Below are 26,513 nucleotides of genomic sequence, written 5' to 3' on the forward strand. Positions count from 1 at the left end.
CAACTGAGCGTGGCCTTTTTTCCAGGACGCCCGTGATGAACCTGCATCAATTTGCCGAAACCCACGACGTGACCAACCAACCGCCGTCCCTGGACGGCGTCAACCTGTACCGCATCGACCTGCCCCTGCAAGAGTGGTCGCGACGTTTCGGCGCCGGTTGGGCGCACTCGCGTATCGATACCTATGGCGCATTGGCCGGCGGGCCGTTGATGGCGGCTGGGTTTCTGGCCAATCAACACAAACCGGTGTTCAACAGCCACGACCGTTACGGTCACCGCATTGATCTGGTTGAGTTTCACCCCGCCTATCACGAGCTGATGCGCACCGCCGTCGAACATGGCCTACCTTCGCTGCCCTGGGCTCATCCGCAGGCCGGCGCCCATGTGGCCCGCGCCGCCATGACCTACCTGCACAGCCAGGCCGAAGCCGGCAGCGGCTGCCCATTGACCATGACCTTTGCCTGCGTACCGGCGTTGCGGTTGCAGCCGGACCTGGCCAAGACTTGGCTGCCGAAAATCCTCAGCACCCAATACGACCCGCGCAACGTCGGCATCGCCCACAAGGCCGGTGCCACCCTTGGCATGGCCATGACCGAGAAGCAAGGCGGCACCGACGTGCGCGCCAACACCACCCGGGCTTATCCGGTGGGCGCTGGCGGCCCTGGGCAGGCGTATGAGCTGGTGGGCCACAAGTGGTTCTGTTCTGCGCCCATGTGCGATGGGTTCCTCACGCTAGCCCAGACTGACAAGGGCCTGAGCTGTTTCCTACTGCCCAGGCACCGCCCGGATGACACCCGCAACGAGTTCTACATCCAGCGCCTGAAAAACAAACTCGGCAATTGTTCCAACGCCTCCAGCGAAGTGGAGTTTCGCGGCGCCCTGGCCTGGATGGTCGGCGAAGAAGGCCGTGGTGTGCCGACCATCATCGAGATGGTGGCCATGACCCGCTTCGATTGCATGGTCGGCTCCAGCGCCCTGATGCGCCAGGCCCTGACCCAGGCCAGCCATCATTGCGCCCATCGCTCGGTGAGCGGCCGCGTGCTTAGCGAGCAACCGCTGATGCAAAACGTGCTGGCCGACCTGGCCCTGGAAAGTGAAGCATCCCTGGCCTTGAGCCTGCGCATGGGGAGGGCGTTGGATCATTTGGATGACGAGCAGGAGAGTAAATTCGCACGGCTGGTGACGGCGGTGGGCAAGTATTGGATCTGCAAACGCGCGCCGGCCATGATCAACGAGGCCGCCGAGTGCATGGGCGGCGCCGGTTATGTGGAGGACAGCATCCTGCCGCGCCTGTACCGTGAGGCACCGGTGAATTCAACGTGGGAAGGCTCCGGCAACGTGCAATGCCTGGATGTGCTGCGTGCGCTGTCCAAGGAACCGGGCGTATTGGAGGCGCTGTTTATCGAACTGGGCAATGGCCACGGCGACCGGCATTTGGCGCGGCATATCGAACAGCTAAAGTCAGCTTTTATGGATACCCAGGACATCCAATACCGTGCGCGGCAGTTGACCGAGGACATTGCCGTGGCCTTGCAGGCCAAACTGTTGTTGGAAGCGGGGAATGCTGCGGTCAGCGACGGCTTTATTGCCAGCCGCTTGAGCGATTCCTCCGGCCGCGCTTATGGCGCCTTGCCGCGTGGTGTGGATGTGGCGGCGATTGGCGCCCGCTCAACGCCTTCTGTTTCTGAATAAGCCCGGTCCAAAGGTGGGAGGGGGCAAGCTTCTCCCACATTATTGAGTGCATTCCAACGCCACTGTTTCGGTGCGGCTGGGATGCAGGCAAGATACAGGCCTGCATGTCAGAACACAGGATGCTTACCGTGACCGAAGCTTTTGTTGTCGTTAAAACCGCCGAAGAAGCCGTGGACCGGCTGGCGGCTCTGCATGAGCGAGCTACCGGCGCGCTCAATCAGGCCCTCAAGCAATACCTCAAGGACCGCGTCGAACCCGACGCCGAGCAACGCGCGCTGTTCCGCTACCCCGAGCTGCGCCTGACCTACCACTGCCACGGCGAAGTCCCACAGACCACCCGCGCCTATGCCAAGGTGCAACTGCCGGGCACCTACAGCGTGACCGTCACCCATCCTGCGGCGTTCCGTAAGTACCTGCTGGAGCAACTGGTGCCGTTGATGCACGACTTCACCGTGACGGTGGAAGTGGGCGTCAGCCAACAGAATATTCCTTACCCGTATGTGGTCGAGCAGGGCGATGAACTCGCCGGCTCCGGCGTGACTGCCGCCACCCTGGCCCGCGTATTCCCGAGCACCGACCTGTCGGCCGCCACCGACGGTATCGCCGATGGCCTGTATGACTGGGAAAACACCAACCCACTGCCCCTGGCGCTGTTCGATGCGGCCCGCGTGGACTTTTCCCTGCGTCGCCTGGTGCATTACACCGGCAGCGACTGGCGCCACGTACAACCCTGGATTCTGCTGACCAACTATCACCGCTATGTCGACCAGTTCATCCTGCATGGCCTGGAACAATTGCGCAGCGACCCGCGTTTTATCCGCATGGTGCTGCCGGGCAACGTGGTGATCGACAAGAGCATGGATCACGGCGAAGCCTCGGCCATTGCCGCCGGGGTGGTCTGGCACCGCTACCAGATGCCGGCGTATCACCTGCAGGCCAGCGACGGCCACGGTGTGACCCTGGTCAATATCGGCGTGGGCCCGTCCAACGCCAAGAACATCACCGATCACCTGGCCGTACTGCGTCCGCATTGCTGGCTGATGATCGGCCACTGCGGCGGCCTGCGCCAATCCCAGACCATCGGTGACTACGTCCTGGCTCACGCTTATATGCGTCGCGATGGCATTCTCGACCGTGTGGTGCCGCCGAATATCCCGATCCCGGCCCTGGCCGAAGTGCAACTGGCGCTCCAGCAAGCGGCGGCCCACGTTACCGGTGAAAAAGGCGAACAGCTGAAAAAACGCCTGCGCACCGGCACCGTGCTGACTTACGACGATCGCAACTGGGAGCTGCGCTGGGCCCAGGAGCGACCGCTGATAAACCTGTCCCGCGCCGTGGCCGTGGACATGGAAAGCGGCACCATCGCCGCCCAGGGCTATCGCTTGCGGGTGCCGTACGGCACGTTGCTGTGTGTATCGGATAAACCGCTGCACAGTGAAATCAAATTGCCCGGTTCGGCCAACGCGTTCTATGAGCGCGCGGTGAGCCAGCACTTGAAGATCGGCATCGAAGCCGTGGACCTGCTGCGCAACGAACTCAACTCGCTGCACTCGCGCAAACTGCGCAGCTTCGACGAGCCGCCGTTCCGCTAAGCGGTTGGGATGGTCATTTAACGGTCAGGCCACTAGCATTGTCGGTCCTGACCGTTAGATGTTGTTCTGCCATGTCTCGTCCCACCCGTCCCGATTCGCGCCGCCCTGGCGTGAAACCTCCGTATTCCGCTGCGCGTCGCGTTGCCAAGGCGCCGCCGGCCGAGCCGAAGTTGATCCTGTTCAATAAACCATTCGACGTACTGACCCAGTTCAGCGACGAAGGCGGGCGCGCGACGCTCAAGGACTTCATCGACATTCCCGGCATCTACCCGGCGGGCCGTCTGGATCGTGACAGCGAAGGCTTGCTGCTGCTGACCAATGATGGCCAGTTGCAAGCGCGCATTGCCGACCCTAAGCACAAGCTGGCGAAAACCTACTGGGTGCAGGTGGAGGGCGAACCCACGGAAGAATTGCTGCAACGCCTGCGTGATGGGGTAGAACTCAATGACGGCAAAACCTTGCCCGCCGAGGCTCGGCGCTTGGACGAGCCCGCATTATGGCCACGCAACCCACCGGTACGCTTTCGCAAAAACATCCCGACGTACTGGCTTGAACTGGTGATTCGAGAAGGGCGTAACCGCCAAGTGCGGCGCATGACCGCCGCCGTGGGCTTGCCGACCCTGCGGCTGGTGCGGGTGCGCATTGGCGATTGGGCAATCGACGGGCTGGACCAAGGCCAATGGAAGGAAGTCCCGGCGCGTTTATAAAGCGCCGGATTCGATCAGGCCAATCACCACGCTCTTGATGATAAACGCCGCTACGCCCAGGCCTAGCACGAAGAACAGGATGAACGAGCCGAAGCGTCCGGCCTTGGATTTCTTCGCCAGGTCCCAGACGATAAAGCCCATGAAAATAATCAGAATCGTGACCAGGCCGGTCATCATCCATTCTTCAAACAGGGCGGGGTCGATGTTGTTCATGGGCTCTTCCAACGGGGCAGGCGGCGAGTATAGGGCAGTGTCACAAGCGCAACATTGACCTGGATCGAAGTGCAATCAAAATGTGGGCGGGGGTCAGCTACGGATAAGCTGACTGAAGTATTGCTATCGGGGGCAAGCCCCCTCCCACATTTGAACTTCATTAACCTTAGGTGCGTAGGTGGGTCAGTGGCAGCTCTGTGCTGTTGAGCACTTGGTTGAGTACAAAGCTTGAACGCACGCTGGTTACGCCTTCGATCCGGGTGAGGTGGCCCAGTAGCAGTTTTTGATAGTGATCCATGTCCGGCACCACCACCTTCAACTGATAGTCCGCATCCATGCCGGTGACCAGGCTGCATTCCAGTACCTGGGGCAGGGTGCGGATGGCCGCTTCGAAGTTTTCGAAACGTTCGGGGGTGTGGCGGTCCATGCCGATCAGCACGTACGCGGTCAGGCTCAGGCCGAGCATCTTGCGGTCAAGCAGGGCGACCTGGCGCGCGATGTAGCCATCGTCTTCCAACTGCTTGACCCGGCGCGAGCACGGCGACGGCGACAGGCCGATGCGTTCGGCCAACTCCTGGTTGGAGATCCGCGCATCGCGCTGCAATTCAGCCAAAATACTCAGGTCATATCGGTCAAGCTTGCTCATTGGGTTGGCCTTTGTCGTAACTATTGCGGCGAATTATCTATGAAGGGTTAAAAATTGCGCAAGCACTGTTTATTGACGCAATCTTCGCAATCATCTGTCGGGCGCTGGCGCGTATCGTTAGCAACAGAATCACCGCCTGGACAATAGTCCACTGCAGCTCGCCCAATCAGGCCCGCTGCGGCCGCCACCCCAGCAGGGTTGAGCCGGCCTCCAGGCTGCACACTGTCCACAAGACGGCGTGAGGTGAGCCAACGTCAAAAGCGTTGAGCCAGGACGAAATTCTCAAGGGGTGGCCGACGGGTCGCCCCTTTTCTTTTGCCTTAAGAAAATTGTTCTCGTGACTGATAACCTGTCTCAGAACCGGGCGAGGCTTTCCCAGTCTCATGTTCAAGCCCTGAATCGCAGTGAGGAAAAGCATGAAGCGCATCTGGCGTTTGGCAGGTGTTGGTTTGCTGGTGGTCGGTGTCGGCACGCAGGTATTGGCCGACGAGCGCGATAACGTACCTCGCGAAGGCCAAGGGTCGCAGGGCGGTGGGCAGCATGAGCGAGGCCCTGAGGGCGGGCGGGGGCGGGAGAACAGTCCACCGCGTCCCGAGAACCCTCAACCACGCCCGCAGAACGAGCATTTTGACCGCGGCGGCCCGAATGGCGGCGGTCAATGGCAGGCGCGGCCACAAGGCAACGAGCAGGCGCGGCCGGCGCCGCAGCCGTCGAATAACCTGCCGATCCAGGGGCGCCCCGATACCGTGCGCCAGACCCAGGAGCCGCGCCAGGGTTACTACCGTGACATACCTCGACGCAGCGACGACAACCGCCATTGGGAGGCCGGCGGCCCCGGTTCGCGCCCCGGCTACAACGGGCATCCGGATGACCATCGCTGGCCTGGCCGCCCCGATGGCCACGGTAATGGCTGGGGCCCCGGCCCGCAGTACCGTCCGGGTTATGTGGTGGACCGCTTTCCCGACCGCAACTACCGCGTGCCCTATCGCGGCCAGGACTACTTCTTCTCCGGCGGTTACTGGTATCGCCCCCAGGGCCCGCGCTATGTGGTGGTTGCGCCGCCGTATGGCATCCGCGTGCATTACCTGCCGGACTATGCGCGGGAAGTGTGGGTCGGCGGTTCGCTGCTGTTCCTCGCCGCCGGCGCTTATTACGCCTACGAAGAAAGCACCCAGCAATACGTGGTGGTGCAGCCGCCGGCAGCGGTTCCCGCGCCGCAGCCTGCGCCCCAAGGCAATGGTTATGACGTGGTGGCCTATCCCGCCAATGGCCAATCACCAGCCCAGGTGCAACAGGACGGTTATGACTGTTATCGCTGGGCGGTGCAGCAAAGCGGCTTCGACCCCCAGGCCGTCACCTACGCCCCCGACCCGGCGGTGGTGCAGACCTACCGCCAGGCCCAAGGCAACTGCCTGAGCAGTCGCGGCTATCAGGTGCAGTACTAATCCTTGGCGCCTGTGACCACTTCCTGCGGGTCGGCGTGTACCAACACTTCGGCGCGCGGGTAGGCGGCGTGAATGGCGTCGGCGGCCTGGTCGCTGATGCCGTGAGCTACTGACAGGCTCAGATTCCCCGGCAGTTCCAGGTGCAACTGCACAAACCAATGGTTGCCCGATACCCGCGTGCGCAGGTCATGGGCGCCCAGCACGCCGGGCACGCCACGGGCCAGTTCCAGCATGTGCTGGCTGACCTCCGGCGGCAATTCCTCGTCCATCAGCACCGCAAAACTTTCCCGGGCGATATGGATCGCGCTCCACAAAATGTAAGCCGCAATCCCCAAGCCGAACCAGGCATCCACCTGATGCCAGCCCATGGCCGCCAGCACCAACGCCAGCAGGATGCTGCCGTTGAGCAGCAAGTCCGAGCGGTAGTGCAATGAGTCGGCGCGCACCGCGTTGGAGCCGGTTTCGCGTACGACCCGGTGTTGCAACGTCAGCAACCCCACGGTCAGCAGCAGGGAGAACACAATCACACCGATGCTCAGCCACGGCGCCCCTACCGGTTCCGGATGCTGCAAGCGTTCATAAGCCTGCAATGCAATCAGCACCGCACTGCCACTGATAAACAGCGCCTGGGCCATACCCGACAGCGATTCCGCCTTGCCATGCCCATAGCGGTGATCGTCGTCGGCCGGCCGCAACGCGTAATGCACTGCGAGTAGGTTCAGCAGCGACGTCACGCCGTCCAGCAACGAGTCGGTCAAGCCCGCGAGCATGCTCACCGAGCCGCTGAACCACCAGGCGATGGCCTTGGTAACAATCAATACACAGGCGACCGCCACAGACGCACGGGTCGCCAGGCGCAGCAGGCGGGCGTGTTCGGGACTGCTGATCATGGGCAGTCCTTACGCGGCGGGTTGCAGGCCGAGGGCGGCAAGTTGCTGGACGCTGCCCTTGAACTGGATCAGGCGCGGGTCGTCCAGCGGCAGGCTGCGGCCGGTTTCTTTCTGGATGATGCTTTGCAGCTTGGCGTTGTCGACCTGGCCGTCGGCGCCGATGGCTTCGTGGAGTTTTTCCGGGGCGACCTGGGCAGTCTTGCCCGGTTCGAAATAGATCGCGCCCGTGGCGAAGTCGACGCCGAAGGCGATCAGGCCGGGGATCACGTAAAACAGCAGGCCCACGGCGTCGAGCACGGCAATGGTCGGGTCGATCTTGCCGTCGATCTGACCACGGCGGTCGGGGTAGAAGATCGAACCGCAGGCGGTCAATTGGCTGAGCAGGGTGACGGCTAAAACACCGCCGATGACACGGGAAGCGATACGCATGGACAATCTCCTCAACAGGGTTGATACGCGACTATATAACACCGGCCTTGAGACCAGCGTCGGCATCCGGCAGTTCGCCGTTATACTCGCCGCTCTGCTTTGGAGCCAGTATGAATTCGTTGCCCATCGATGATGTTTTACCCGCCCTGCGTGACGCTTTGGCCAATCGCCATGAAGCCGTGCTCGAAGCACCGCCCGGCGCCGGTAAAACCACCCGCGTGCCCTTGGCCTTATTGAATGAAACGTGGCTGGCCGGGCAGACCATCCTGATGCTCGAACCGCGGCGCTTGGCCGCCCGCGCCGCCGCCGAACGCCTGGCCAGCGAACTGGGGGAAAAGGTTGGCGACACCGTCGGCTATCGCATCCGCCTCGACAGCAAGGTTGGTCCCAACACGCGTATCGAAGTGGTCACCGAAGGTATTCTCACGCGGCGCTTGCAGGACGACCCGGCGCTGGACGGTGTGGGCCTGCTGATCTTCGATGAATTCCACGAGCGCAGTCTCGACGCCGACCTGGCCTTGGCTCTGAGCCTGAACGGTCGTGAGCTGTTTCGCGATGAGCAGCCGCTGAAAATCCTGTTGATGTCCGCCACCCTCGAAGGCGAGCGCCTGGCCGGTTTGCTGGACGACGCTCCGATCCTGCGCAGCGAAGGGCGCATGTTCCCGGTGCAGATGCGCTGGGGGCGGCCGTACCAGCCCGGTGAATTTATCGAACCGCGCGTGGTGCAAACCATCCTCGAAGCCCTGCATGACGAAACCGGCAGCGTGCTGGTGTTCTTGCCGGGCCAGGCGGAGATTCGTCGGGTCAACCAGCAACTCGCCGACGCCCTGGGTGATCGCCCTGACGTGCTGTTGTGCCCGCTGCACGGCGAGCTGGACCTCAACGCCCAGCGCGCCGCTATCGACGCCGCGCCGCCCGGCAAACGCAAGGTGGTCCTGGCCACCAACATCGCCGAGACCAGCCTGACCATCAATGGCGTGCGTGTAGTGATTGACGCCGGGTTGGCGCGAGTGCCGCGTTTCGACCCCGGCAGCGGCATGACCCGCCTCGACACCCAACGCATCTCCCGCGCCAGTGCGACCCAGCGCGCCGGCCGGGCCGGGCGCCTGGAACCGGGGGTGTGTTATCGGTTGTGGTCCGAAGACCAGCATGAAGGCCTGGCCGCGTATGGCAGCGCAGAAATTCTCGCCGCCGACCTCGCCGGTCTGGCCCTGCAGTTGGCGCGCTGGGGCGTGACGCCGAACCAACTGGTGTGGCTGGATGCGCCGCCGAGCGCGGCCTATGCCCAGGCCCAGGACTTGCTGGTGCGCCTGGGGGCATTGAATGACGACACGCTTACCGCCCACGGCCAGAAAATGGCCGAATTGCCGGCCCATCCCCGCATCGCCCATTTGCTGCTGCGCGGGCAGGACCTGGGGCTGGCGGCGACCGCCTGCGACGTCGCTGCGCTGTTGGGCGAGCGCGATATCGTGCGCGGTGGCGGTGCGGACCTGCATAGCCGTCTGGCGTTGTTGTCCGGCGAGGAGCGCGTGCGCGGCAGCCAAGGTGGCGTGCAGCGGGCCAAGCAACTGGCGCGACAATATCGTGGGTATCTGCGCGGTAAGCCGACCCAAGCGGTGGCCGATCCCGATCACCCGCGCTGGCTCGGCGCCTTGCTGGCGCTGGCTTACCCGGATCGCGTGGCTCAGCAACGCCGCCCAGGCGGAGCCGAATACCGCTTGGCCAACGGTCGCGCGGCGCTGTTCGCGGAGGCTGATAGCCTGATGAAACAGCCGTGGTTGGTAATCGCCGACCTGGGTAGCCGTCAGGGCCAGCGCGAAGAACGCATCTACCTGGCGGCGGATTTCGATCCGACTTTGTTCGACACGGTGCTCGCCGAACAAGTCCGCAACGTCGATCAACTGGATTGGGACGAACGCGAAGGCGTATTGCGCGCCGAGCGTCAGCGCAAAGTCGGTGAGTTGGTACTCAGCCGCGAACCGCTGGCCGGCCTTGACGAAGCCGCGCGCAGCCAGGCCTTGGTCAACCTGGTGCGGCGCAAAGGTCTGGAGCTATTACCCTGGACCCCGGAACTGCGCCAATGGCAATCCCGCGTGATGCTGCTGCGCCAGTTGGACGCCGGCAAAACCAGCGAATGGCCCGACCTCAGTGACAGCGCGTTGCTGGCCGGCCTGGAGCACTGGCTGATGCCCTACCTGGGTAAAGTCTCGCGCCTGAGCCACTTCGCCAACCTGGATATCTCCAGCTACCTGCACAACCTGCTGCCCTGGCCGCTGCCCCAGCGCCTCGACGAACTGGCGCCGCAGCACATCAAAGTCCCCTCGGGCTCATCGGTGCGCTTGGACTACAGCGAGCAGCCGCCGATTCTGGCGGTGCGTTTGCAGGAATTATTCGGCCTGGCCGACACCCCGCGCATCGCCGGCGGGCGCCAAGTGGTGAAGCTGCACCTGTTGTCCCCGGCAAGACGCCCGGTGCAAGTGACTCAGGACCTGGCGAACTTCTGGCGCAGTACCTATGCCGAGGTGAAGAAGGATCTGAAGGGGCGTTATCCCAAGCTATTCCATAAGTTAGACCCCTGGGTTGAATCGCTTAACAAAAAGAACATTGACAGAAAGGATTGAGTATTGAGTCCATGCCTCATAGGATTGACGATTTCTCTAGGGAGTGGATATGTCCTATGTGAATCCGCGATACCACGGCCGTTTGGTGCTTGTTCCGCGCGTTCGGAATGCCTTTGCAGAGATTTACGTCTCTCAAAAGCCACGTGGTGCTATCGAGAATTTGCTTGCGGCGTCTGAGCCATCGAGAACGCTTTATCAACTCAATGAGTTCGGGGCGCAGGAGGGCGAGGGAGACCTTTTCAATTTCCCGTTCCTTTTCCATAGGGATGGCAGACCCTGGTTCGAAGCGAATTCGTACTTGCTGAATCATGTGAGGCATAAACCTCTTGTTGGCAGACCCATAGATGATGTTCGTCGTCGGGCCAGCAAATTGCTTGATTATCTGACCTTTTGTGAAGATGAAGCGCTTGATTGGCTGGATTTCTCTGGCCGTCGTCCTGCTTTGCGCCCTACATACAAATATTTCGCTCATTTGGTTAACGAAGGAAAACGTAGCGCGGCAGTCATCAATCAATTCACTGGAGTGGTATTCGATTTTTATAAATATGTGGCGGCTAATTGGCATGACATCGACATCGAACGTGTTGATTCAGTTAAGAAGGTTCAGTTCCTATTTAAAGGCTCATTCGGTAGCAAATTAATAACTGCCGAAAAACGCAGTCAAACTAAATCGACGCCGGCTTCTAGCCCTGTGCCAATTGGGTTTGTTCGGGAGGACGGTGAAGACCTCCGGCCATTGGCCAATGTTGAGCTTGGCGAATTGTTGGGTATGTTGAAGGGCAAAGGATGGACGGTCCAACAACGACTTATTCTACTGACTGCATTGATGACAGGTGCACGAAAACAAACAGTTCTGACAATGCGACTGAAGCATTTGAATTCATTTACAGAAGGAAATTTGCTGAACGACGGTACTTATCTAATGCGTGCAGGTCCGGGCACGGGTATGGATACGAAGCGAGATAGAAGCCAGCAACTATATTTGCCTAGCCAGCTAGTTGAAGAATTAAAGGTTATGGCTAATAGTCCAGCGGCGGCCAAGCGACGCTCAAAGCTGCGGAGCCATTTTGAAAAAGAGTATCCTGAACTCCCCGCTTTGGATGAAGGTGATATGTACGTATTCCTGTCTGACCAAGGGGGATGCTATTACATGGCAAAAGACGATCCTCGCTATCCAATGATTAAATCCCGGCCGACTGGTCAGGTTACAGATACCATCACGCGCAAGCTGTTGGTCAAAGCATCTGATAAGTTTCCAAAAAGTTTTTCTTACCACTGGCTTCGGGCGACTTATGCTTTTCAGCTCTATCAGCATCTGTTACCACTTTTGGCGTCCGGTCAGATTCGCCCAGGGGAAGAGATTTCTTTTATTCAGCACCGATTGCATCATAAAAATAGAGAAATGACTGAACATTACCTTAAGCTCTTCAAGATGCACTCTGAAAAGTTTGCAGCGCAAGAACTGTATGAAGAGGTGCTGTTTCGCTTTGGAAGTTATGAAGATTTGAAATTGGAGACGCTCGATGAGTGATGCGCAAGCAAAAATGACTCATCGTGAAACCGATATTTTTACGGTAGCGCAACTCAGTCAGGAGTTTTTGCGGCCTGAGCGAATTCGTATACAACTCAATAAGGACGTAAAGGCGTTGCCTATTGATATAGGCTGCTTTGCTTATGTGGAGCGCGGGAGAAATAAGAGCCATATTGATAGTCGATGTAATCCGGTTGTAGAAATGTCACTTTTCAAAGATCGGCTCGAATTGATTAGGAGAATAATAGCATCGTTCGCCGTTATGGGTAATCACAGAACCATCCATAGTGAGTGTAGGTATTTTGCGCAATTGCTGACTTGGTGTGATACCAATAACCACACTGATGTATTTTCGACGGCGAGTTCAACAATAACTGCGTATCAGAGTTATACGCAGCATCTTAATCATTTAATTGCTGTAGGCAAAATTGTTCCGGTTAGTGCTTGTAATTTTCAACGAGCTTTCATCAGGCTCATTGTTCTGCGCTTTCCCGAAGAGTCCAGATATATAATCGGCAATGCTATCCGGATTAGGTTTAATAGAGGTGGGGTTAAACCACCGAGGGAGCAGCATGTTGAGATTTACTTGAAAGCATGTGTCGCACTCGCCCGCAACCTGAGCGAGTTTGTAATAGGTGAAAATCCGTTTCCATGTGTTGTCGAGTACGATAATTGCCAAGTCGTTATTTTTCCATCTAATAAAGGAGTGTTCAGTCCTTACATAGAAAGAAAGCTTCATGTTTATAATTATTCTGCTCGCCGAATTTCTACAATTGAAGAGTATATAGATTCCCTTGTGGGTGACGGTGCTTATGTAAGGCGTTCCGCAGTTCGCCGAGCAGTGGATGGCGCCTTAGATAATTTCAAGTCAGCCAACTGTGATCCTAGGCACGAACAGCGACTTCGATTGGCGGCTCTAGCTGCCAAGGCGTACGCTTGCATTTTTCTTGTAATTACTGGTGCTTCACCAGCAGAGTTCGTGCAGTTTGATTATGAAGAAGATACAGCTCTTGAGAAGTCTCTGGTTAAAAAAGAATTCTCTGCTATTAAATTTAGGGCGGGCGGTAAGAAAACTCGATACGCCATCGGAAAGCAAAACGGACTAAGCCTCTTGAGGGGATATCTCAAGCTTAGAGCATGGATTTTGAATGGAGAAACCTTCGGCAAAATGTTTTTCAATATGAATAAATGTGGTGGGTATACAGGAGGGTGTACGCAACTGCCGCAGGCGTTTTCTAGCGTTTTTTATAAAACGATCAGTGGCATCTATCTTGATCCGGACTGTCCGAATATTAGCTCCAGAGCCGTAAGGAAATTCAAGAGTGTTGTACTGCATGGGCTAGGGCTTTCACCGACAACGGTTGCAGATGTCATGAATCATACGGTTTCCACCAATGTGTCTGATTACGTACAAACGTCTATCGAGCAGCAGGAGAGCGAGTTTGGTAGTTATTGGCAGTCTGTTCGCAAGGCCGCATCGGTCATACGCGAGCGGAGAGGTGCCGACTCCTTCGCTACGGCTACTGGGCACTGTGATGACTTTAACAACCCCTCACCGATAGATCCGGTGGTAGTGATTCAGCCCAGTTGCAAAACGCAATACGGATGCCTGTACTGCAAGCACTATGTCTGTCACTCAGATGAAGAAGATTTACATAAGCTTTTCAGTTTGCAATTCGTAATTAATGCGGTTCGCAGCGCGGCGCCCGACTTACATCATGCCGACACGTTATTTAAAGACTTGATGATTCGTATTGAGTTCATTATTGGAGTAATTGGAGGTCGTTCGGCTACAAGCGCCGAATTGACTGTCCTGATAAGGCGTAAAGTTAACGTATTGGGTGAGTTAACTCCGTTTTGGGAAAATCGATTACAGCGCTATGAAAAAATGGGAGTCGTATTTTGAGTGCTGGATATGTGAGTGGGCTATTTATAAGCTCTGACAAGTCAGACTCAGTTGCTCCAGATGCTCTGGGCAATTCTACTGTCGCACCTTCTGCTGATTTCGTCCTTTGTCGAGATAAGAACGGCAAGCCGACTGCTACTTATGGAGATGATGCCTGGGACTTCAACCCATACAGGTTGAGCGCAAAAAAAATAATGGCACTGAATTTTAATTCTATCTTTGCTGAGGGCGGTCCTGAGCAAGAAGCGTTGATCGCGGAAGTTAAGTATATCCTGTTTTGTCTGATTTACAGTGCCGGGTCCGGACGTGTCGGTAGGCTATCACCATCAACACTTTTGCAATATTTTGTAGAGTTTCGTATTGCTGCTCGGTTTTGCTTTGATCAAAAAAATAAGCCGTTGGTAGGTGTTTTGTCGATGCGGCAGTTGCTGATAACACCAGTGTATTTCGCAGTTTTTGTTTCTCAGAATAACAAAAGAACAAATTTCAATAGAACGTTTAGAGGGCTTTTAAATCACTTGCTCACCATTGGTGAGCAGCGGTTAGGATACAAGGTTATAAGTTCAAACGATCTGGAGTTTGGTCGAACGAAAAGTATGCAGCATCCAGTTATACCAACCCATATATATCTTGGTATTATTAATCAACTGGGAAATTTTCTTGATCAACTGTACCTAGGGCTCGACGGGATTGAGAATTTTATTGCTTGCTTTGCTGACTTTTTTTACGGGCGTTCAAAAAACCAACAAAGGACGCGTGGTGCTGGCGGGGAAAAGCATCGTAGGCCTACGTTTGAGCAAGCACTCAAAAGCCATGGTCTGAGCAAGATCATGAGTGACGAGTTCGCCTGCTCAGACCGAAGACAATTATCTAGGTCGTTAATGGCAATGCAATGTGTAGTAAAAACTATTATTCATCTCTACACCGGCATGCGGGATCAGGAAGTACTCCGATTATCCTATAACTGTCTAAGTCAAGAGGTAGCTGTATCCGAGACTGTGGATGATCATGGCTCAGTGCGAGATAGCGCTAGGATGATCAGTATCATTTCTACTACTACCAAGTTCGAGGGTTATAGAAAGGAGGAGTCCTGGCTGGCCACCGAAGAAGTGATCAAAGCCATAAAGGTAGCGCAAGCTATTTGTCGAGGCCTTTGTGTATTATACAGAATTGATAATCCCGAGAAATGCCCCTTGTTTCTAAACTCTGCAATTTTGCTTCATGAAGACACGGAGGTTGGGGTTGGTAGGTTGGATAAGCGTGCACGGGAAATGAATTGGTCTAGAGGTATTTTGATCCAGTCAGCTGATCTGCGAGAGCTCACGCTAAGTGATCCGGAACGTGACTACTCTAGTGATAATAGATACGCTTTAGGCAAGCCATGGCCAATAAGTTCTCATCAATTACGACGCTCATTGGCATTTTATGCAAGTAGTAGTGGCTTTGTGTCGTTGCCGAGCTTGAAGTCGCAGTACAAACATATGACGATTCAGATGACTCGGTATTACGCGAACAATTTCGAAAACCTGAAAACTATTTTTGGCTATTTCGACGTAAAAAAGAACGAGTTTGTTCTGCCCGCGTCGCATGTTGCCTTGGAATTTCAGGTGGGAATGCCCATGGCTGTGGCAAATCAGCTTCTAGCAGATTTGCTTGGTAAGGAGACATCACTCTTTGGTGGCACCGGGTCCTATATGGAGAAGCAAAAAGCTCGAGTAGAGAGCGGGGAGTTGTGCGTGGAAGATGTCCGCGCTGAAACCCTTAGCAGGGTTAAGAACGGAGAGCTTTACTACCGTTCAACTCTTTTAGGCGGTTGCACGAAAGTAGGTAGATGCGATTCTTTCCTGCTCGGCGACTTTGTTGAGTGCTTGTCGTGTGAAGGAGCAATAATAAAGTCGGAAAAAATAGCTGATGCTATTGTAACAATGAATTCCGAAATTGCGTCCTATGAAAAAAATTCTGTTGAGTATCAAATAACAAAAATCGATCTGGACAAACTCGTGAGCTTTCAGGCTCGTGTGATTGAGACTAGAAGGGTTGAGCGATGAAGGCTAAAGATGGGGTTAGTAGGGGGGTGATTGTCTGCGAGGAAGCTTTTAACCGCCTTGTAGATGGTGCGCCGGTTGTTTCAGAGCATGTTGGTATTGACTCATCGAAAATTACGGCTGGCATTGTCAGTGTGGAAGCAGGATTCGATCGTGGCTATCTGAAAAAGTCACGAAGAATCCATCAACCCCTAATTGCACGGATTGAGGCTTATCGGGTAGAGGCCGCGTCCAGTAAAACAACTCGTTCGCCCAAGGCGCAAGCAATTAAGCGGGTACAGGACAAGCTAGCTGTGCTGGAGGATGAGTTAAAAGTTGCCTGTCACCAGCGAGATGTTGTACTTACACAGAATCTGCAACTGTATGAGCGGGTAAGGGAGTTGGAGCGGGAGCTCGCACGAGTTCAGCCAAGGTTCGGTGGGTAATTGCACGGACTTAACCACCCAGATTCCAGCGTGTGCGGCGTTCTGGCTGGCAAGCGTCAGCTCGATGGGCATGACGATGAATGGGCCGGTCACGGTAAGCAGCTCCGACAAACGCTGTGCGGCAGCACTGGAAGAAATGGCATCCACCGTGTAGATCCTACAGGCTACATTGGTTGAACAGAAATCCCGCCCGGTTCGCCGGGCCTTCAAGGAAATCGATATGTCTTGGTTTGATAGGTTGTTTCATTTCTCACGCACCAATGACATACCTCAACCTACATCGCGCCCTAGACCACCTCGCAACGAGCCACCCAAGCCAGCGGTCATTGGCTCTTACAGCGATATTGGCGACCCGCTATACATCCAGGCAATCAGCTTCGTACTAGATGCCAGGCGAGCTTCCATCAGTGGGGTCCAGCGGCATCTGAAAATCGGGTACAACCGGGCAGCTAGATTTATTGAAGCCATGGAGTTTGATGGGTTCGTATCGCCACTTAACGCTGCAGGTGAGCGTCGTTTGCTATCGACCGAAGAACGCAGTGCCCACCTTCTTGGTCGCACCGGACAAAAGCCAGGCAGTCCAAACGCTGAGCTCGAACAAAAGCCGACTCGCAGTAAGGCACTCCCTTGCCCAGAAAGAGTTGAGATTCCACCGCTTACGGGCAGAATCAAAGGCACTAGGGATATTGGGTTCGACATCGTTGGAGAGTCGCATTATCAGGCGGCTTTGAGAACACTCAGGAACTCCAGATGCTTGGCCGAGGATAATGACTTTGAAGCGTTCATTGTGACCGAACCTAACAACCCCCATGACGCCAACGCATGTGCAGTTTTCATAGATGGGTTCAAAGTGGGCTATCTGCCGAGAGAGGCGGCAGCCAGTTTTGTCGCACAGATTGGGGACCAAGGAATTCACGGTGTTTCATGTTTCCAGCTCAGAGCCAAATTGGTAGGTGGGTACGGCACTAAATTGAAAATTGGTGTGATGGTCAATCTACCCCCCGGCGATGAGTGAGAACTGTCAGGATACGCCACCGCTTATCAGCCCGCCTCGCGGGCTAAGCCCATAGGAGAGGACCAATTTCAGGCCTCGGCATTGAGTAGGAAAATATTCTATGGCTTTAGGGATGGTCTGAAGTAGTTGTGTATTTCTGGCTGACTTCAGCCCCTGCCGATTTTAAAAGCGGCAAATCGATCAAAAACGCTCAGATCACCCGCTTATTTCTGTGTTTTTAGCCGCCGCGAGCACCTCGCGGCAGCCATTTTCCACATTACAGGCGCACCTCTCCTGCATTCGCCAGTAAATGTCGGCGCGCCATCCACAGGTTCGACAGCGCGAACAGCGTCATCAGTTGCGCCGTGTTCTTCGCCAGACCACGGAAGCGCACCTTCACATAACCGAACTGGCGCTTGATCACCCGGAACGGATGCTCGACCTTGGCTCGTACCTGAGCCTTGGCCTTCTCAATCTTGCGCTTGGCTTTGTACAAAGCACTGCGCTTATCAAGCTTCTTGTAAGTACTACGGCGGGCGGCGATCTGCCAGATGACCCCCCGGCCTTCATGTTCAGGGCGTTTCTCGACGCCGGTGTAACCCGCGTCGGCACCGACCATGTTCTCATCGCCGTGCAGCAGCTTATCGACCTGGGTGACATCGGCCACGTTGGCCGCCGTGCCCACCACGCTGTGCACCAAGTGTAGTGGTCAACTAATCCCGGACACGACGTTAAGTTTTTTCTCGGCCTGAGCCGGCGTTAGCCCGCCATTAAATTGATGAGGCCGTATCCAGTTGTAGCGATGCATCAAATAATGACTGATGTCTCGTTGTGCCTGCTGAACCGACATATAACCCACTGAAGGTATCCACTCGGTTTTCAAGCTGCGAAATACTCGCTCCATCGGCGAGTTGTCGTAGCAATTGCCCCGGCGACTCATGCTCTGGCTGATGCGGTACCGCCACAGACGCTGACGGAAGTGGCGACTTCCATATTGCGATCCCTGATCCGAATGAAACAGCAGCCCTTGAGGCTTCCCGCGTTGCTCATAGGCCATATCCAGTGCTTTGGTGACCAAGTCAGCATCCGGGTTTCCTGATAACGCCCAGCCCACTATCCGGCGAGCATAGAGATCCATAACCACGGCCAGGTAGTGCCATTTCCCTTGCGCCCAGATGTAGGTGATGTCACCGCACCAAACCTTGTTTGGCTCGGGAACATCGAATTTACGATTCAGTGTATTTGGAATGTCAGGCCGCTCGACCGTTGCTTTTTTGTAGGCATGCGAGCCAGGCTGCTTGCTGATCAACCCCAGTTCCCGCATCAAGCCTCGCACCTTGAAACGCCCGATCTGCTCGCCATCATCCTGCATCATCGACACGATACTTCGGCTGCCAGCAGCGTTTCGGCTCTGGGTGAACAGTTCGTTGACTCGACTGCGTAATCGAATTCTCTCAACGCCCGGAGAACGCCGCCTGAGGTGATGGGCGTAGTAAGTCGAACGGGTGATTTCGAACACCTCGCACAAGCAGTCAACAGGTTCATGGGCGCTTAGCTGATGGATCAGTGCGAACGCTCGAGATCTTCCGACATCAAGAGCGCGGTAGCCTTTTTTAATATCGATTTCTCTCGTTCAAGACGGGCGATTCGGGCTTCCAGTTCCTGGATCTTTTGCTGCTCTGGGGTGAGCGCCTTGCTCTGCGGGGTGACGCCTGTGCGTTCCTGCAGAAGCTGACTGACCCAACGGCGCAGGGCCGACTCGCCAATGCCGAGTGAACGACTGGCTTCGATGCAGCTGTAATTTTGTTTGAGTACGAGGTCAGCAGCCTCGCGTTTGAATTCAGCGGAAAAGACACGACGTTGCTTGGTCATCTGACACCTCGATATGGCGAGCATTCTCGCCTAAATGAGTGTCCGGTTTCATTAGACCACTACAAAGCCCGACTCATCATCGACACCGATGTGCGCCTTCATGCCGAAGTGGTGAGTCGGCCGCGGGAACTGCCCCCGCAGCCGCTCGCAGAACCGTACGTGACACTCTCGCGTCATACGGCTCCCGTTATCCAACCTTGCTGCCCGGTCACTCGCCAGTGATGAAACAGCCGGGGTACCACAGTCCGCATCTTGTCCAGCCATTGGCTAATGCGCCGCTTGCGCCTATGAAGAGCCTTGTATTTTCGTCGGGCCCAGCGTTCAAGCGCGCGGTCAATGTGCTGGAAGATGCCAAGCATGGCTGTCCGATAGAACGAGCCATAGTATTGCGACCACCCCTGTATCACTGGATTGTAGAGCCGAGCCACGTCGACCAGCGTCACGTGGGTTTGGCGATTGAGTCGCCACCTGCGTACCGCTTGCCGCATCCGCTTTAAGGCATCCGCACTCGCTCCCGGAAGGAAGCTCGTGAAGAGCTGGTCTTGTTTGCTGAGCGCCTTCCTCGGCCTAAAGGTGAAGCCGAGGAAGGTAAAGCTCACATGCGGATAACCTGCGCGACGGTTACTGTCCTTGCAGTACACGACCTTCGATTTCTCGGGGTGCATCGTCAAGCCACAGGCAGCCAGCCGTGAAGCAATGGAGCGCATCACGTACTCCGCTTGCTTTCGACTGCGGCAGTGCACCACCGCATCATCGGCGTAGCGGGCAAACGGGCAGTTGGGGCTGGTACGTTGCATCCAGGTGTCGAAGGCATAGTGCATGAACAGATTCATCAGGAGGGGACTGATCACTCCACCTTGCGGGGTGCCGCGTTCGCGTCGGACGCGCATACCGTGATCCGTTTCGAACGGCGCAACCAGCCACCGCTCGATGTACAGAAGTATCCAGTCCTCCTTGATGTGCAGGCGCACCGCCTTCATCAGCAACCCATGATTGATCTGATCGAAGGCTGCCTTGATATCAAACTCCACCACCCAGTCGTATCGCCAGCAGCGCTCACGCGTGATCGCCACCGCCTGCTTCGCTGATCGTCCCGGCCGGTACCCATAGGAGTCCGAGTGGAAGATCGAGTCCAGCTCCGGCTCGATGAGAAGCTTGACCACGGTTTGCGCGACACGATCACCAACCGTGGGCACTCCCAGCTTGCGCGTGCCTCCCGATGCCTTGGGAATTTCTACTTGCTTGACCGGAGGCGGGAAGTACGACCCCGACGACATCCGATTCCACAGCTTGTAGAGATTCTTAGACAGATCCCGCTCGAAATCGGCGATGGTTTCATCGTCGATGCCGGCAGCACCGCGGTTGGCCCTGACCTGCTGGTAGGCGTCCCATACCGTGCGTTTCGCTATGTCATAAGGTTTCGCCGAGCTCACGCCACTCATCCCCGGAGGTTGGCAACGCTCGTCGGCCGGATAACGCCGCCCCTTCGCTCCACCTCCATTACAGAGGCTTCATCGCTACTACGGGAGGCTCCGCCCCTCGTTCCAGCATCGGTATTCTTCCTCATGGTGTTGGCCATTTGTCATTTTCCTTCGCATCTGGAACAAGGTTCTCACGTTCCGTACCAAAGCCTGTATGAAGATCATGCCGCCTATACACCGGCTGCCATCGGGTCCGTAAGCAGGTAACGCCCCGACTTGTCCTGAAGCCAGTACTCCACCTCAGTTTCGGCAGCACCTTGGGCATAACGATGCGTCATCGGACGGTTTGCTTTCGCTCATCTTCTCCATACTCACCTGCCATCCTCAGGGATGACTTTTCCTCGGTCGCTCACCACCACACCTTTTGGATGCAGCAGCACCGGGTGGTTTGAAGTCCGCTCCTGCAAGCCGACTTCAGAAGGCCTACTTCCATCTTCGGCACAGCAGCACAGGTCATCTGACCTGTGTTCGTGACACACAGTACTGGTTACCCTTCTTGGTCTGATGCATTTCCGGGTCGCGCTTACCGTCCTTGTTCTTGGTCGAACTCGGCGCATTGATCAGCGTGGCATCGACGATCGTGCCTTGGCGCAGCGACAGCCCTCGGTCGCCCAGATAGCCATTGATGACAGCCAAGATGCCGGCGGCTAGTTCGTGCTTCTCCAGCAAACGACGGAAGTTGAGGATGGTGGTTTCATCGGGGATACGCTCCAAGCTCAGCCCCGCGAACTGGCGCAGGATGGTGGTCTCGTACAGCGCCTCTTCCATCGCTGGATCGCTGTAACCGAACCAGTTTTGCATCAGGTGCACGCGCAGCATCGCCATCAGCGGATAGGCCGGACGACCGCCTTCACCCTTGGGATAATGCGGCTCGATCAAGGCAATCAAACCCTTCCACGGCACCACCCGATCCATCTCGATCAGGAACAACTCTTTGCGGGTTTGTTTGCGCTTACCGGCGTACTCGGCGTCGGCGAAGGTCATCTGCTTCATCGGGAAACTCGGTGGGTGGAATCCGGGTATTTTGCCAAAATCTGGAAGTCTTCTTCAGAGTTTCCCTAGCATTAAGCTGGGCGCGACAACAGACGTCTAGTTGGGCGGCACCTGAAGGTTTCGACCAGCCACATAACGGCCTAGGTCAATCGACGGGCAAGAATAGAATGTCTCCTATAGTCCGCTAGTGTGCGCTCTCTTGCTTGGATGGCATTACGTTCTGGCCCAACGTTACTGTAGCGAATCCGCAGCAGTATCAATCAAAGCCTCCTGTATCCCGCGTGAAGAAAGACGCTACGTTGCGCCCGTTCTTCCACGGCTTCGCTTGCCGCCCCGCTACGGCAGATTCGAAGTATTCATCGAAATGTCATCCTTTAGAAGCAGTGCGGTAACAAGGAATTTCTACCCTTTGCATCGCGAACCGCAATTGTGCGGCCAGCAATATTGCGAAAGGTGATCAAATGACGCCCCATCCGATACAGGACGCCGTGCTGCGGGTCGACCGGTTGAGCGTCGTCTATCCAGGCGGCGTGACAGCCCTACGCGATACCTCGATTGCATTTCGGCGTGGTGAGTTCACCGTGCTGCTTGGTCTCTCGGGCGCAGGCAAGTCGACCTTGCTCCGTAGTCTCAATCGACTCGTCACGCCCACTGGCGGCAGTGTCACCAGCGAACTCGGTGAACTCGGCAGCGGCTCGGCCTTGCGTCAGCATCGTCGGCGTACCGCCATGATCTTTCAGCACCACCAGCTAATCGAACGTCAAAGCGCACTGGCTAATGTGCTTACCGGTCGGCTGGCCTTTCACAACACGCTCCGCTCGCTGTTTCCTCTGCCGCGTGCCGATCAGGAGATTGCGCTCAGTTGCCTCGCTCGGGTCGGTCTGGCAGACAAGGCGCTAAGCCGGGTGGACAAACTGTCCGGTGGCCAGCAGCAGCGGGTAGGCATCGCGCGTGCGCTAGCGCAACAGCCGGCGATCATTCTGGCCGATGAGCCGGTAGCCAGTCTCGACCCGGCCACTTCGGTCCGTGTTCTCGGATTGCTGCGCGACATCTGCAAGGAAGACGGCATCACCGCCATCGTTTCGCTGCATCAACTCGAATATGCCCGCCGCTTCGCCGATCGCGTCGTCGGGCTGGCCGATTCTCAGATCGTTTTCGATGCCGCGCCCTCGGAACTCACCGATGCGCAGCTTGAGCGCATCTATGCAGGCCGCTCTACGACTCAGCCAGCGAATGCTCCGGCTGAACCACCTGTCATGCTCGAACCTTCACTGGAGATGTCCCGATGAAACGCTTATCCGCGCTCTTATTGACTTGCTTGCTGTCCGCTGTTTCAAGTTTGTCCGCCCTAGCGGCCGATGCCGATCCGGATGTGCTAAAGGTTGCCCTGCTGCCGGACGAAAACGCCTCCGAGCTGATCAAGCGTAACCAGCCGCTGAAGGATTATCTGGAAGAGCATCTGGACAAGAAGGTGCAGCTGATCGTAACCACCGACTATTCCTCGATGATTGAGGCGATGCGCTTTGGCCGTATCGACCTGGCGTATTTCGGTCCGCTGTCCTACGTCATGGCCAAAAGCAAAAGCGACATCGAGCCCTTCGCTGCCATGGTCATCGACGGCAAGCCGACCTATCGCTCGGTGATTATCGCCAATGTGGCGTCAGGCGTGAATGAGTATGCCGACCTTAAGGGCAAGAAGATGGCCTATGGTGACCGGGCATCGACGTCCAGCCATTTGATTCCCAAAACCGTGCTTCTTGAGACGGCCGATTTGACGGGTGGGCAGGACTACGAACAACATTTTGTGGGCACGCATGACGCCGTTGCCGTCAACGTGGCGAACGGCAACGCCGATGCGGGTGGGCTGTCGGAGGTAATTTTCAATCACGTAGCCGAACGTGGCCTAATCGATCCGAGCAAGGTGAAAGTACTTGGTTACAGCGGCGAATACCCCCAGTACCCCTGGGCGATGCGCTCGAACCTGAGCCCCGAGCTGAAAACCAAGGTGCGGGATGTATTCGTCGGTATCGACGATCCCGAAGTGCTGCGCAACTTCAAGGCCGAGGCCTTCGCGCCAATCACCGACGCCGACTACGATGTGATCCGCAACATGGGATCGCTGCTCGGCCTCGACTTCGCCACGATGTGAGCACCGATATGTCTACTCATTACGACGTGCAGGCGCTGCCTGCAGAGCAACGCGAGCACATCCTTCGAGGCTTCGGCCTCGGTTGGTGGCGCCAGCTGGGGCAGGTGGCGATTGTATTCGGAGTGGTGCTGTTGGCCTGCTGGTACGTGGGGCTGCTCGATGCCACCACGCTGCTGAACGGGCTGCCCTCCATCGCGACCCTGGCAGGCGAGGCCATGCCGCCAGACTTTTCGGGCTATCGAAGCTGGATTCGCCCCTTGATCGACACCTTGGCGATGAGCATCGCCGGTACGGCCATCGCAGTGGTGTTCTCGCTGGTGGTGGCCTTCGTTGCAGCGCGCAATACGGCGCCGCACCCCCTTGTGTTCGGTGTTGCCCGGGTGCTGCTCAATGCCCTGCGGTCGGTGCCGGAGCTGATCATGGGCATCATCTTCGTTGCAGCCGTAGGGTTCGGCGCCTTGCCGGGCGTGCTTGCCCTGGGTCTGCATTCGGTCGGCATGGTCGGCAAGTTCTTCGCCGAGGCCATCGAGCACGTCGACGAAGCGCCGGTGGAAGCCGCTCGGGCGGCGGGGGCTACGCCGATGCAAGTGCTGCTGCACGCGGTTTTGCCACAGGTGACGCCGCAGTTCGCCGACGTGGCGATCTACCGCTGGGAATACAACTTTCGCGCCTCCACCGTGATGGGCATGGTTGGCGCCGGCGGTATCGGCTTCGAACTCATGGGCTCGCTGCGCATCATGCAGTACCAGGAGGTTGCAGCAATCCTGCTGGTCATCCTGGCCATGGTCACGCTAGTAGACGCCTTCAGTGGCGTGCTGCGCAAACGTTTCAAATAGGACAAACCATGCTGCCGAAACTCGTTATAACTCACCGAGTACACGATGAGATCCTGCAACTGCTGGCGCCACATTGCGAGCTGATGACCAACCAGACCGACAGCACGCTGACGCGCGAGGAAATTCTGCGCCGCTGCCGCGATGCTCAGGCGATGATGGCGTTCATGCCCGATCGGGTCGATGCAGACTTTCTTCAAGCCTGCCCTGAGCTGCGTGTAGTCGGCTGCGCGCTCAAGGGCTTCGACAATTTCGATGTGGACGCCTGTACTGCCCGCGGGGTCTGGCTGACCTTCGTGCCTGATCTGTTGACGGTCCCGACTGCCGAGCTGGCGATCGGACTGGCGGTGGGGCTGGGGCGGCATCTGCGGGCAGCAGATGCGTTCGTCCGCTCTGGCGAGTTCCAGGGCTGGCAACCACAGTTCTACGGCACGGGGCTGGATAACGCTACGGTCGGCATCCTTGGCATGGGCGCCATCGGACTGGCCATGGCTGATCGCTTGCAGGGATGGGGCGCGACCCTGCAGTACCACGAGGCGAAGGCTCTGGATACACAAACCGAGCAACGGCTCGGCCTGCGCCAGGTGGCGTGCAGCGAACTCTTCGCCAGCTCGGACTTCATCCTGCTGGCGCTTCCCTTGAATGCCGATACCCAGCATCTGGTCAACGCCGAGCTGCTTGCCCTCGTACGGCCGGGCGCTCTGCTTGTAAACCCCTGTCGTGGTTCGGTAGTGGATGAAGCCGCCGTGCTCGCGGCGCTTGAGCGAGGCCAGCTCGGCGGGTATGCGGCGGATGTATTCGAAATGGAAGACTGGGCTCGCGCGGACCGGCCGCGGCTGATCGATCCTGCGCTGCTCGCGCATCCGAATACGCTGTTCACTCCGCACATAGGGTCGGCAGTGCGCGCGGTGCGCCTGGAGATTGAACGTTGTGCAGCGCAGAACATCATCCAGGTATTGGCAGGTGCGCGCCCAATCAACGCTGCGAACCGTCTGCCCAAGGCCGAGCCTGCCGCATGTTGAATCCGGTCTGGCTGAAGAGCCTGGTAGCGATCGTTCAAACAGGCAGTTTTCAGAGCGCGGCGAGGGCGTTGGGGCTGGCCCAGCCGACGGTGTCGCAGCACTTGCAGAAGCTTGAAGAGCAGGTCGGCGTAACGCTGGTGCAGCGCAGTCGTAGCGGCTGCCAGCCTACCACACGGGCGCTGGCCTTCATGCCGCATGCGACCGCCTTGCTCGACATGCACGCCCGGGCGCTAGAAGCCCTGCATGGCAATCGTGAGCGCGTCGGGGCCAGCTCCAACATCGGCACCTACCTTCTCCAGCCATTCGTGCGCAACTATCTGACGACCGCAAATGAGAGGGGCGAGGTGGATCTGCGCATCGCCGCCAACCCGGATGTGGCCGACCAGCTACTGGCGGGCCAGCTCGACGCCGCGATCATGGAATGGTGGCTACCTCACCCCGACTTCGAACACCGCCTCTGGCGGGTCGAGCCGCTGGTGCTTATCGTCAGCCCCGACCATGCGCTGGCTGAAGCAGGGTGCATAGAACGTGATCGTCTGGTGGACCTGCCGATGCTGGGAGGTGAACCGGGTAGCGGTACCGGACGGCTTCTGACCGAATACTTTGGCGAACTGGGCGTGCCTCGCAGCGGTATGCAGCTAGGCAGCACCGAGGCAGTCAAACAAGCAGTGAGGGCGGGACTCGGCGTGTCGTTGGTGATGGCTTCCGCAGTACAAGACGAAGTTCGCAGTGGCGCGCTGGTAGCTCTTCCCATCCCGGGGCTTGAAAAGCGTCTCCAACTGATCTGGCGCAAACCTCCCGGAAATCTGCACCCGCCGGGATTTGTGCGGCACTTATTGGAGGAGGCAGATCTAGCTGGATAAGGTGATGGATGGTTGCGATCCAGCGCTTGGCTTGTCAGCCTAGGGAAACTCTGAAAAAGACTTTCTGATTTGGCAAAATACCGCGACCCCACCCACCGAGTTTCCCGATGAAGCAGATGACCTTCGCCGACGCCGAGTACGCTGGCAAGCGCAAGCAAACCCGCA

The 26,513-nt window shown here is 57.2% G+C and carries 21 protein-coding genes and 2 pseudogenes; 15 read left to right on the plus strand and 8 right to left on the minus strand.

From position 1 onward, the window contains the following. The first annotated feature begins 35 nt into the window (after nt 1-35). The 3 genes from FIV35_RS23135 to FIV35_RS23145 all read left to right on the plus strand — a co-directional run bounded on the left by FIV35_RS23135 (nt 36) and on the right by FIV35_RS23145 (nt 3,990). On the plus strand, nt 36-1,691 hold the full coding sequence (locus FIV35_RS23135; RefSeq protein ID WP_034139412.1) for an acyl-CoA dehydrogenase family protein: 1,656 nt from the start codon (nt 36-38) through the stop codon (nt 1,689-1,691). 119 nt (nt 1,692-1,810) lie between these two features. Next, nucleotides 1,811-3,283, plus strand: coding sequence for an AMP nucleosidase (gene amn, locus FIV35_RS23140; protein ID WP_162276694.1), 1,473 nt, complete (start codon nt 1,811-1,813; stop codon nt 3,281-3,283). A gap of 71 nt (nt 3,284-3,354) precedes the next feature. After that, nucleotides 3,355-3,990: a pseudouridine synthase gene (locus FIV35_RS23145; RefSeq protein ID WP_034139411.1), complete on the plus strand. Its 636-nt coding sequence runs from the start codon at nt 3,355-3,357 to the stop codon at nt 3,988-3,990. On the opposite strand, the gene FIV35_RS23150 is transcribed toward FIV35_RS23145, so the two are convergent. Beyond that, entirely contained in the window at nt 3,985-4,194 is a 210-nt protein-coding gene (locus tag FIV35_RS23150) for a DUF2788 domain-containing protein (protein ID WP_025999909.1), read from the minus strand. The two genes, FIV35_RS23145 and FIV35_RS23150, sit on opposite strands and share 6 nt — an antisense overlap. Before the next feature lie 175 nt (nt 4,195-4,369). Further along, nucleotides 4,370-4,849, minus strand: a complete 480-nt coding sequence (locus tag FIV35_RS23155) for an Lrp/AsnC family transcriptional regulator (protein ID WP_003194418.1) — start codon at nt 4,847-4,849, stop codon at nt 4,370-4,372. 416 nt (nt 4,850-5,265) lie between these two features. Between FIV35_RS23155 and FIV35_RS23160 the strand changes: the two genes are divergently transcribed. Next, complete coding sequence (locus tag FIV35_RS23160) at nt 5,266-6,294, plus strand: DUF6515 family protein (protein ID WP_034139410.1); 1,029 nt, start codon at nt 5,266-5,268, stop codon at nt 6,292-6,294. On the opposite strand, the gene FIV35_RS23165 is transcribed toward FIV35_RS23160, so the two are convergent. Both FIV35_RS23165 and FIV35_RS23170 read right to left on the minus strand, forming a co-directional pair. Then, nucleotides 6,291-7,184 (minus strand): cation diffusion facilitator family transporter, encoded by an 894-nt coding sequence (locus FIV35_RS23165; RefSeq protein WP_034139409.1) that lies wholly within the window; start codon nt 7,182-7,184, stop codon nt 6,291-6,293. The two genes, FIV35_RS23160 and FIV35_RS23165, sit on opposite strands and share 4 nt — an antisense overlap. A gap of 9 nt (nt 7,185-7,193) precedes the next feature. Further along, on the minus strand, nt 7,194-7,613 hold the full coding sequence (locus FIV35_RS23170) for a hypothetical protein (protein WP_034139408.1): 420 nt from the start codon (nt 7,611-7,613) through the stop codon (nt 7,194-7,196). Between the two features lie 110 nt (nt 7,614-7,723). On the opposite strand from FIV35_RS23170, the gene hrpB reads away from it, so the two are divergent. The 6 genes from hrpB to FIV35_RS30375 all read left to right on the plus strand — a co-directional run bounded on the left by hrpB (nt 7,724) and on the right by FIV35_RS30375 (nt 17,156). Continuing rightward, nucleotides 7,724-10,234 carry an ATP-dependent helicase HrpB gene (hrpB, locus tag FIV35_RS23175; protein WP_034139407.1) on the plus strand — a complete coding sequence of 837 codons (2,511 nt, stop codon included), beginning with the start codon at nt 7,724-7,726 and terminating at the stop codon, nt 10,232-10,234. Between the two features lie 49 nt (nt 10,235-10,283). After that, nucleotides 10,284-11,765 (plus strand): site-specific integrase, encoded by a 1,482-nt coding sequence (locus FIV35_RS23180; protein WP_032904872.1) that lies wholly within the window; start codon nt 10,284-10,286, stop codon nt 11,763-11,765. Then, on the plus strand, nt 11,758-13,671 hold the full coding sequence (locus FIV35_RS29665) for a hypothetical protein (RefSeq protein WP_034139406.1): 1,914 nt from the start codon (nt 11,758-11,760) through the stop codon (nt 13,669-13,671). Before FIV35_RS23180 ends, FIV35_RS29665 begins: the two co-directional genes overlap by 8 nt. After that, on the plus strand, nt 13,668-15,719 hold the full coding sequence (locus FIV35_RS23190; RefSeq protein WP_227496825.1) for an integrase: 2,052 nt from the start codon (nt 13,668-13,670) through the stop codon (nt 15,717-15,719). Before FIV35_RS29665 ends, FIV35_RS23190 begins: the two co-directional genes overlap by 4 nt. Continuing rightward, nucleotides 15,716-16,141 (plus strand): hypothetical protein, encoded by a 426-nt coding sequence (locus FIV35_RS23195; RefSeq protein WP_080761479.1) that lies wholly within the window; start codon nt 15,716-15,718, stop codon nt 16,139-16,141. Before FIV35_RS23190 ends, FIV35_RS23195 begins: the two co-directional genes overlap by 4 nt. Before the next feature lie 220 nt (nt 16,142-16,361). Then, a complete protein-coding gene (locus FIV35_RS30375; RefSeq protein WP_020301990.1) occupies nt 16,362-17,156 on the plus strand; it encodes a DNA translocase FtsK in 795 nt (264 codons plus the stop codon). Between the two features lie 256 nt (nt 17,157-17,412). Here FIV35_RS30375 and FIV35_RS23205 read toward each other — a convergent pair. The 4 genes and pseudogenes from FIV35_RS23205 to FIV35_RS23225 form a co-directional block, all read right to left on the minus strand. Beyond that, nucleotides 17,413-17,835: pseudogene (locus tag FIV35_RS23205) on the minus strand (IS5/IS1182 family transposase); the annotation flags it as partial. Nucleotides 17,836-17,844: 9 nt separating this feature from the next. Beyond that, nucleotides 17,845-19,007, minus strand: a protein-coding gene (locus tag FIV35_RS23210; protein ID WP_087148787.1) for an IS3 family transposase whose coding sequence is annotated in 2 segments (ribosomal slippage) — nt 17,845-18,752 and nt 18,752-19,007 — 1,164 coding nt in all. Because the reading frame shifts where the segments join, the coding sequence is not laid out codon by codon here. A 173-nt stretch (nt 19,008-19,180) separates the two neighbouring features. Continuing rightward, nucleotides 19,181-20,449 (minus strand): group II intron reverse transcriptase/maturase, encoded by a 1,269-nt coding sequence (gene ltrA / locus FIV35_RS23215; RefSeq protein WP_010466266.1) that lies wholly within the window; start codon nt 20,447-20,449, stop codon nt 19,181-19,183. Between the two features lie 519 nt (nt 20,450-20,968). Further along, nucleotides 20,969-21,481, minus strand: a pseudogene (locus FIV35_RS23225) (IS5-like element ISPre1 family transposase); the annotation flags it as partial. 461 nt (nt 21,482-21,942) lie between these two features. Here FIV35_RS23225 and phnC point away from each other — a divergent pair. Genes phnC through FIV35_RS23250 form a run of 5 tightly spaced genes read left to right on the plus strand, consistent with a single transcriptional unit; the run spans nt 21,943 to nt 26,348 of the window. Further along, a complete protein-coding gene (gene phnC / locus FIV35_RS23230) occupies nt 21,943-22,770 on the plus strand; it encodes a phosphonate ABC transporter ATP-binding protein (protein ID WP_003118432.1) in 828 nt (275 codons plus the stop codon). Next, nucleotides 22,767-23,630 carry a phosphate/phosphite/phosphonate ABC transporter substrate-binding protein gene (gene phnD / locus FIV35_RS23235; RefSeq protein WP_010466255.1) on the plus strand — a complete coding sequence of 288 codons (864 nt, stop codon included), beginning with the start codon at nt 22,767-22,769 and terminating at the stop codon, nt 23,628-23,630. Before phnC ends, phnD begins: the two co-directional genes overlap by 4 nt. Before the next feature lie 8 nt (nt 23,631-23,638). Beyond that, nucleotides 23,639-24,466, plus strand: coding sequence for a phosphonate ABC transporter, permease protein PhnE (gene phnE / locus FIV35_RS23240; RefSeq protein WP_010466252.1), 828 nt, complete (start codon nt 23,639-23,641; stop codon nt 24,464-24,466). Nucleotides 24,467-24,474: 8 nt separating this feature from the next. Then, nucleotides 24,475-25,485 carry a phosphonate dehydrogenase PtxD gene (gene ptxD / locus FIV35_RS23245; RefSeq protein ID WP_003118429.1) on the plus strand — a complete coding sequence of 337 codons (1,011 nt, stop codon included), beginning with the start codon at nt 24,475-24,477 and terminating at the stop codon, nt 25,483-25,485. Continuing rightward, nucleotides 25,479-26,348: a LysR family transcriptional regulator gene (locus tag FIV35_RS23250; protein ID WP_010466239.1), complete on the plus strand. Its 870-nt coding sequence runs from the start codon at nt 25,479-25,481 to the stop codon at nt 26,346-26,348. Before ptxD ends, FIV35_RS23250 begins: the two co-directional genes overlap by 7 nt. Nucleotides 26,349-26,513 lie beyond the last annotated feature (165 nt).

This window comes from Pseudomonas rhodesiae (assembly GCF_007858255.1).
Classification (GTDB): Bacteria; Pseudomonadota; Gammaproteobacteria; order Pseudomonadales; family Pseudomonadaceae; genus Aquipseudomonas; species Aquipseudomonas rhodesiae.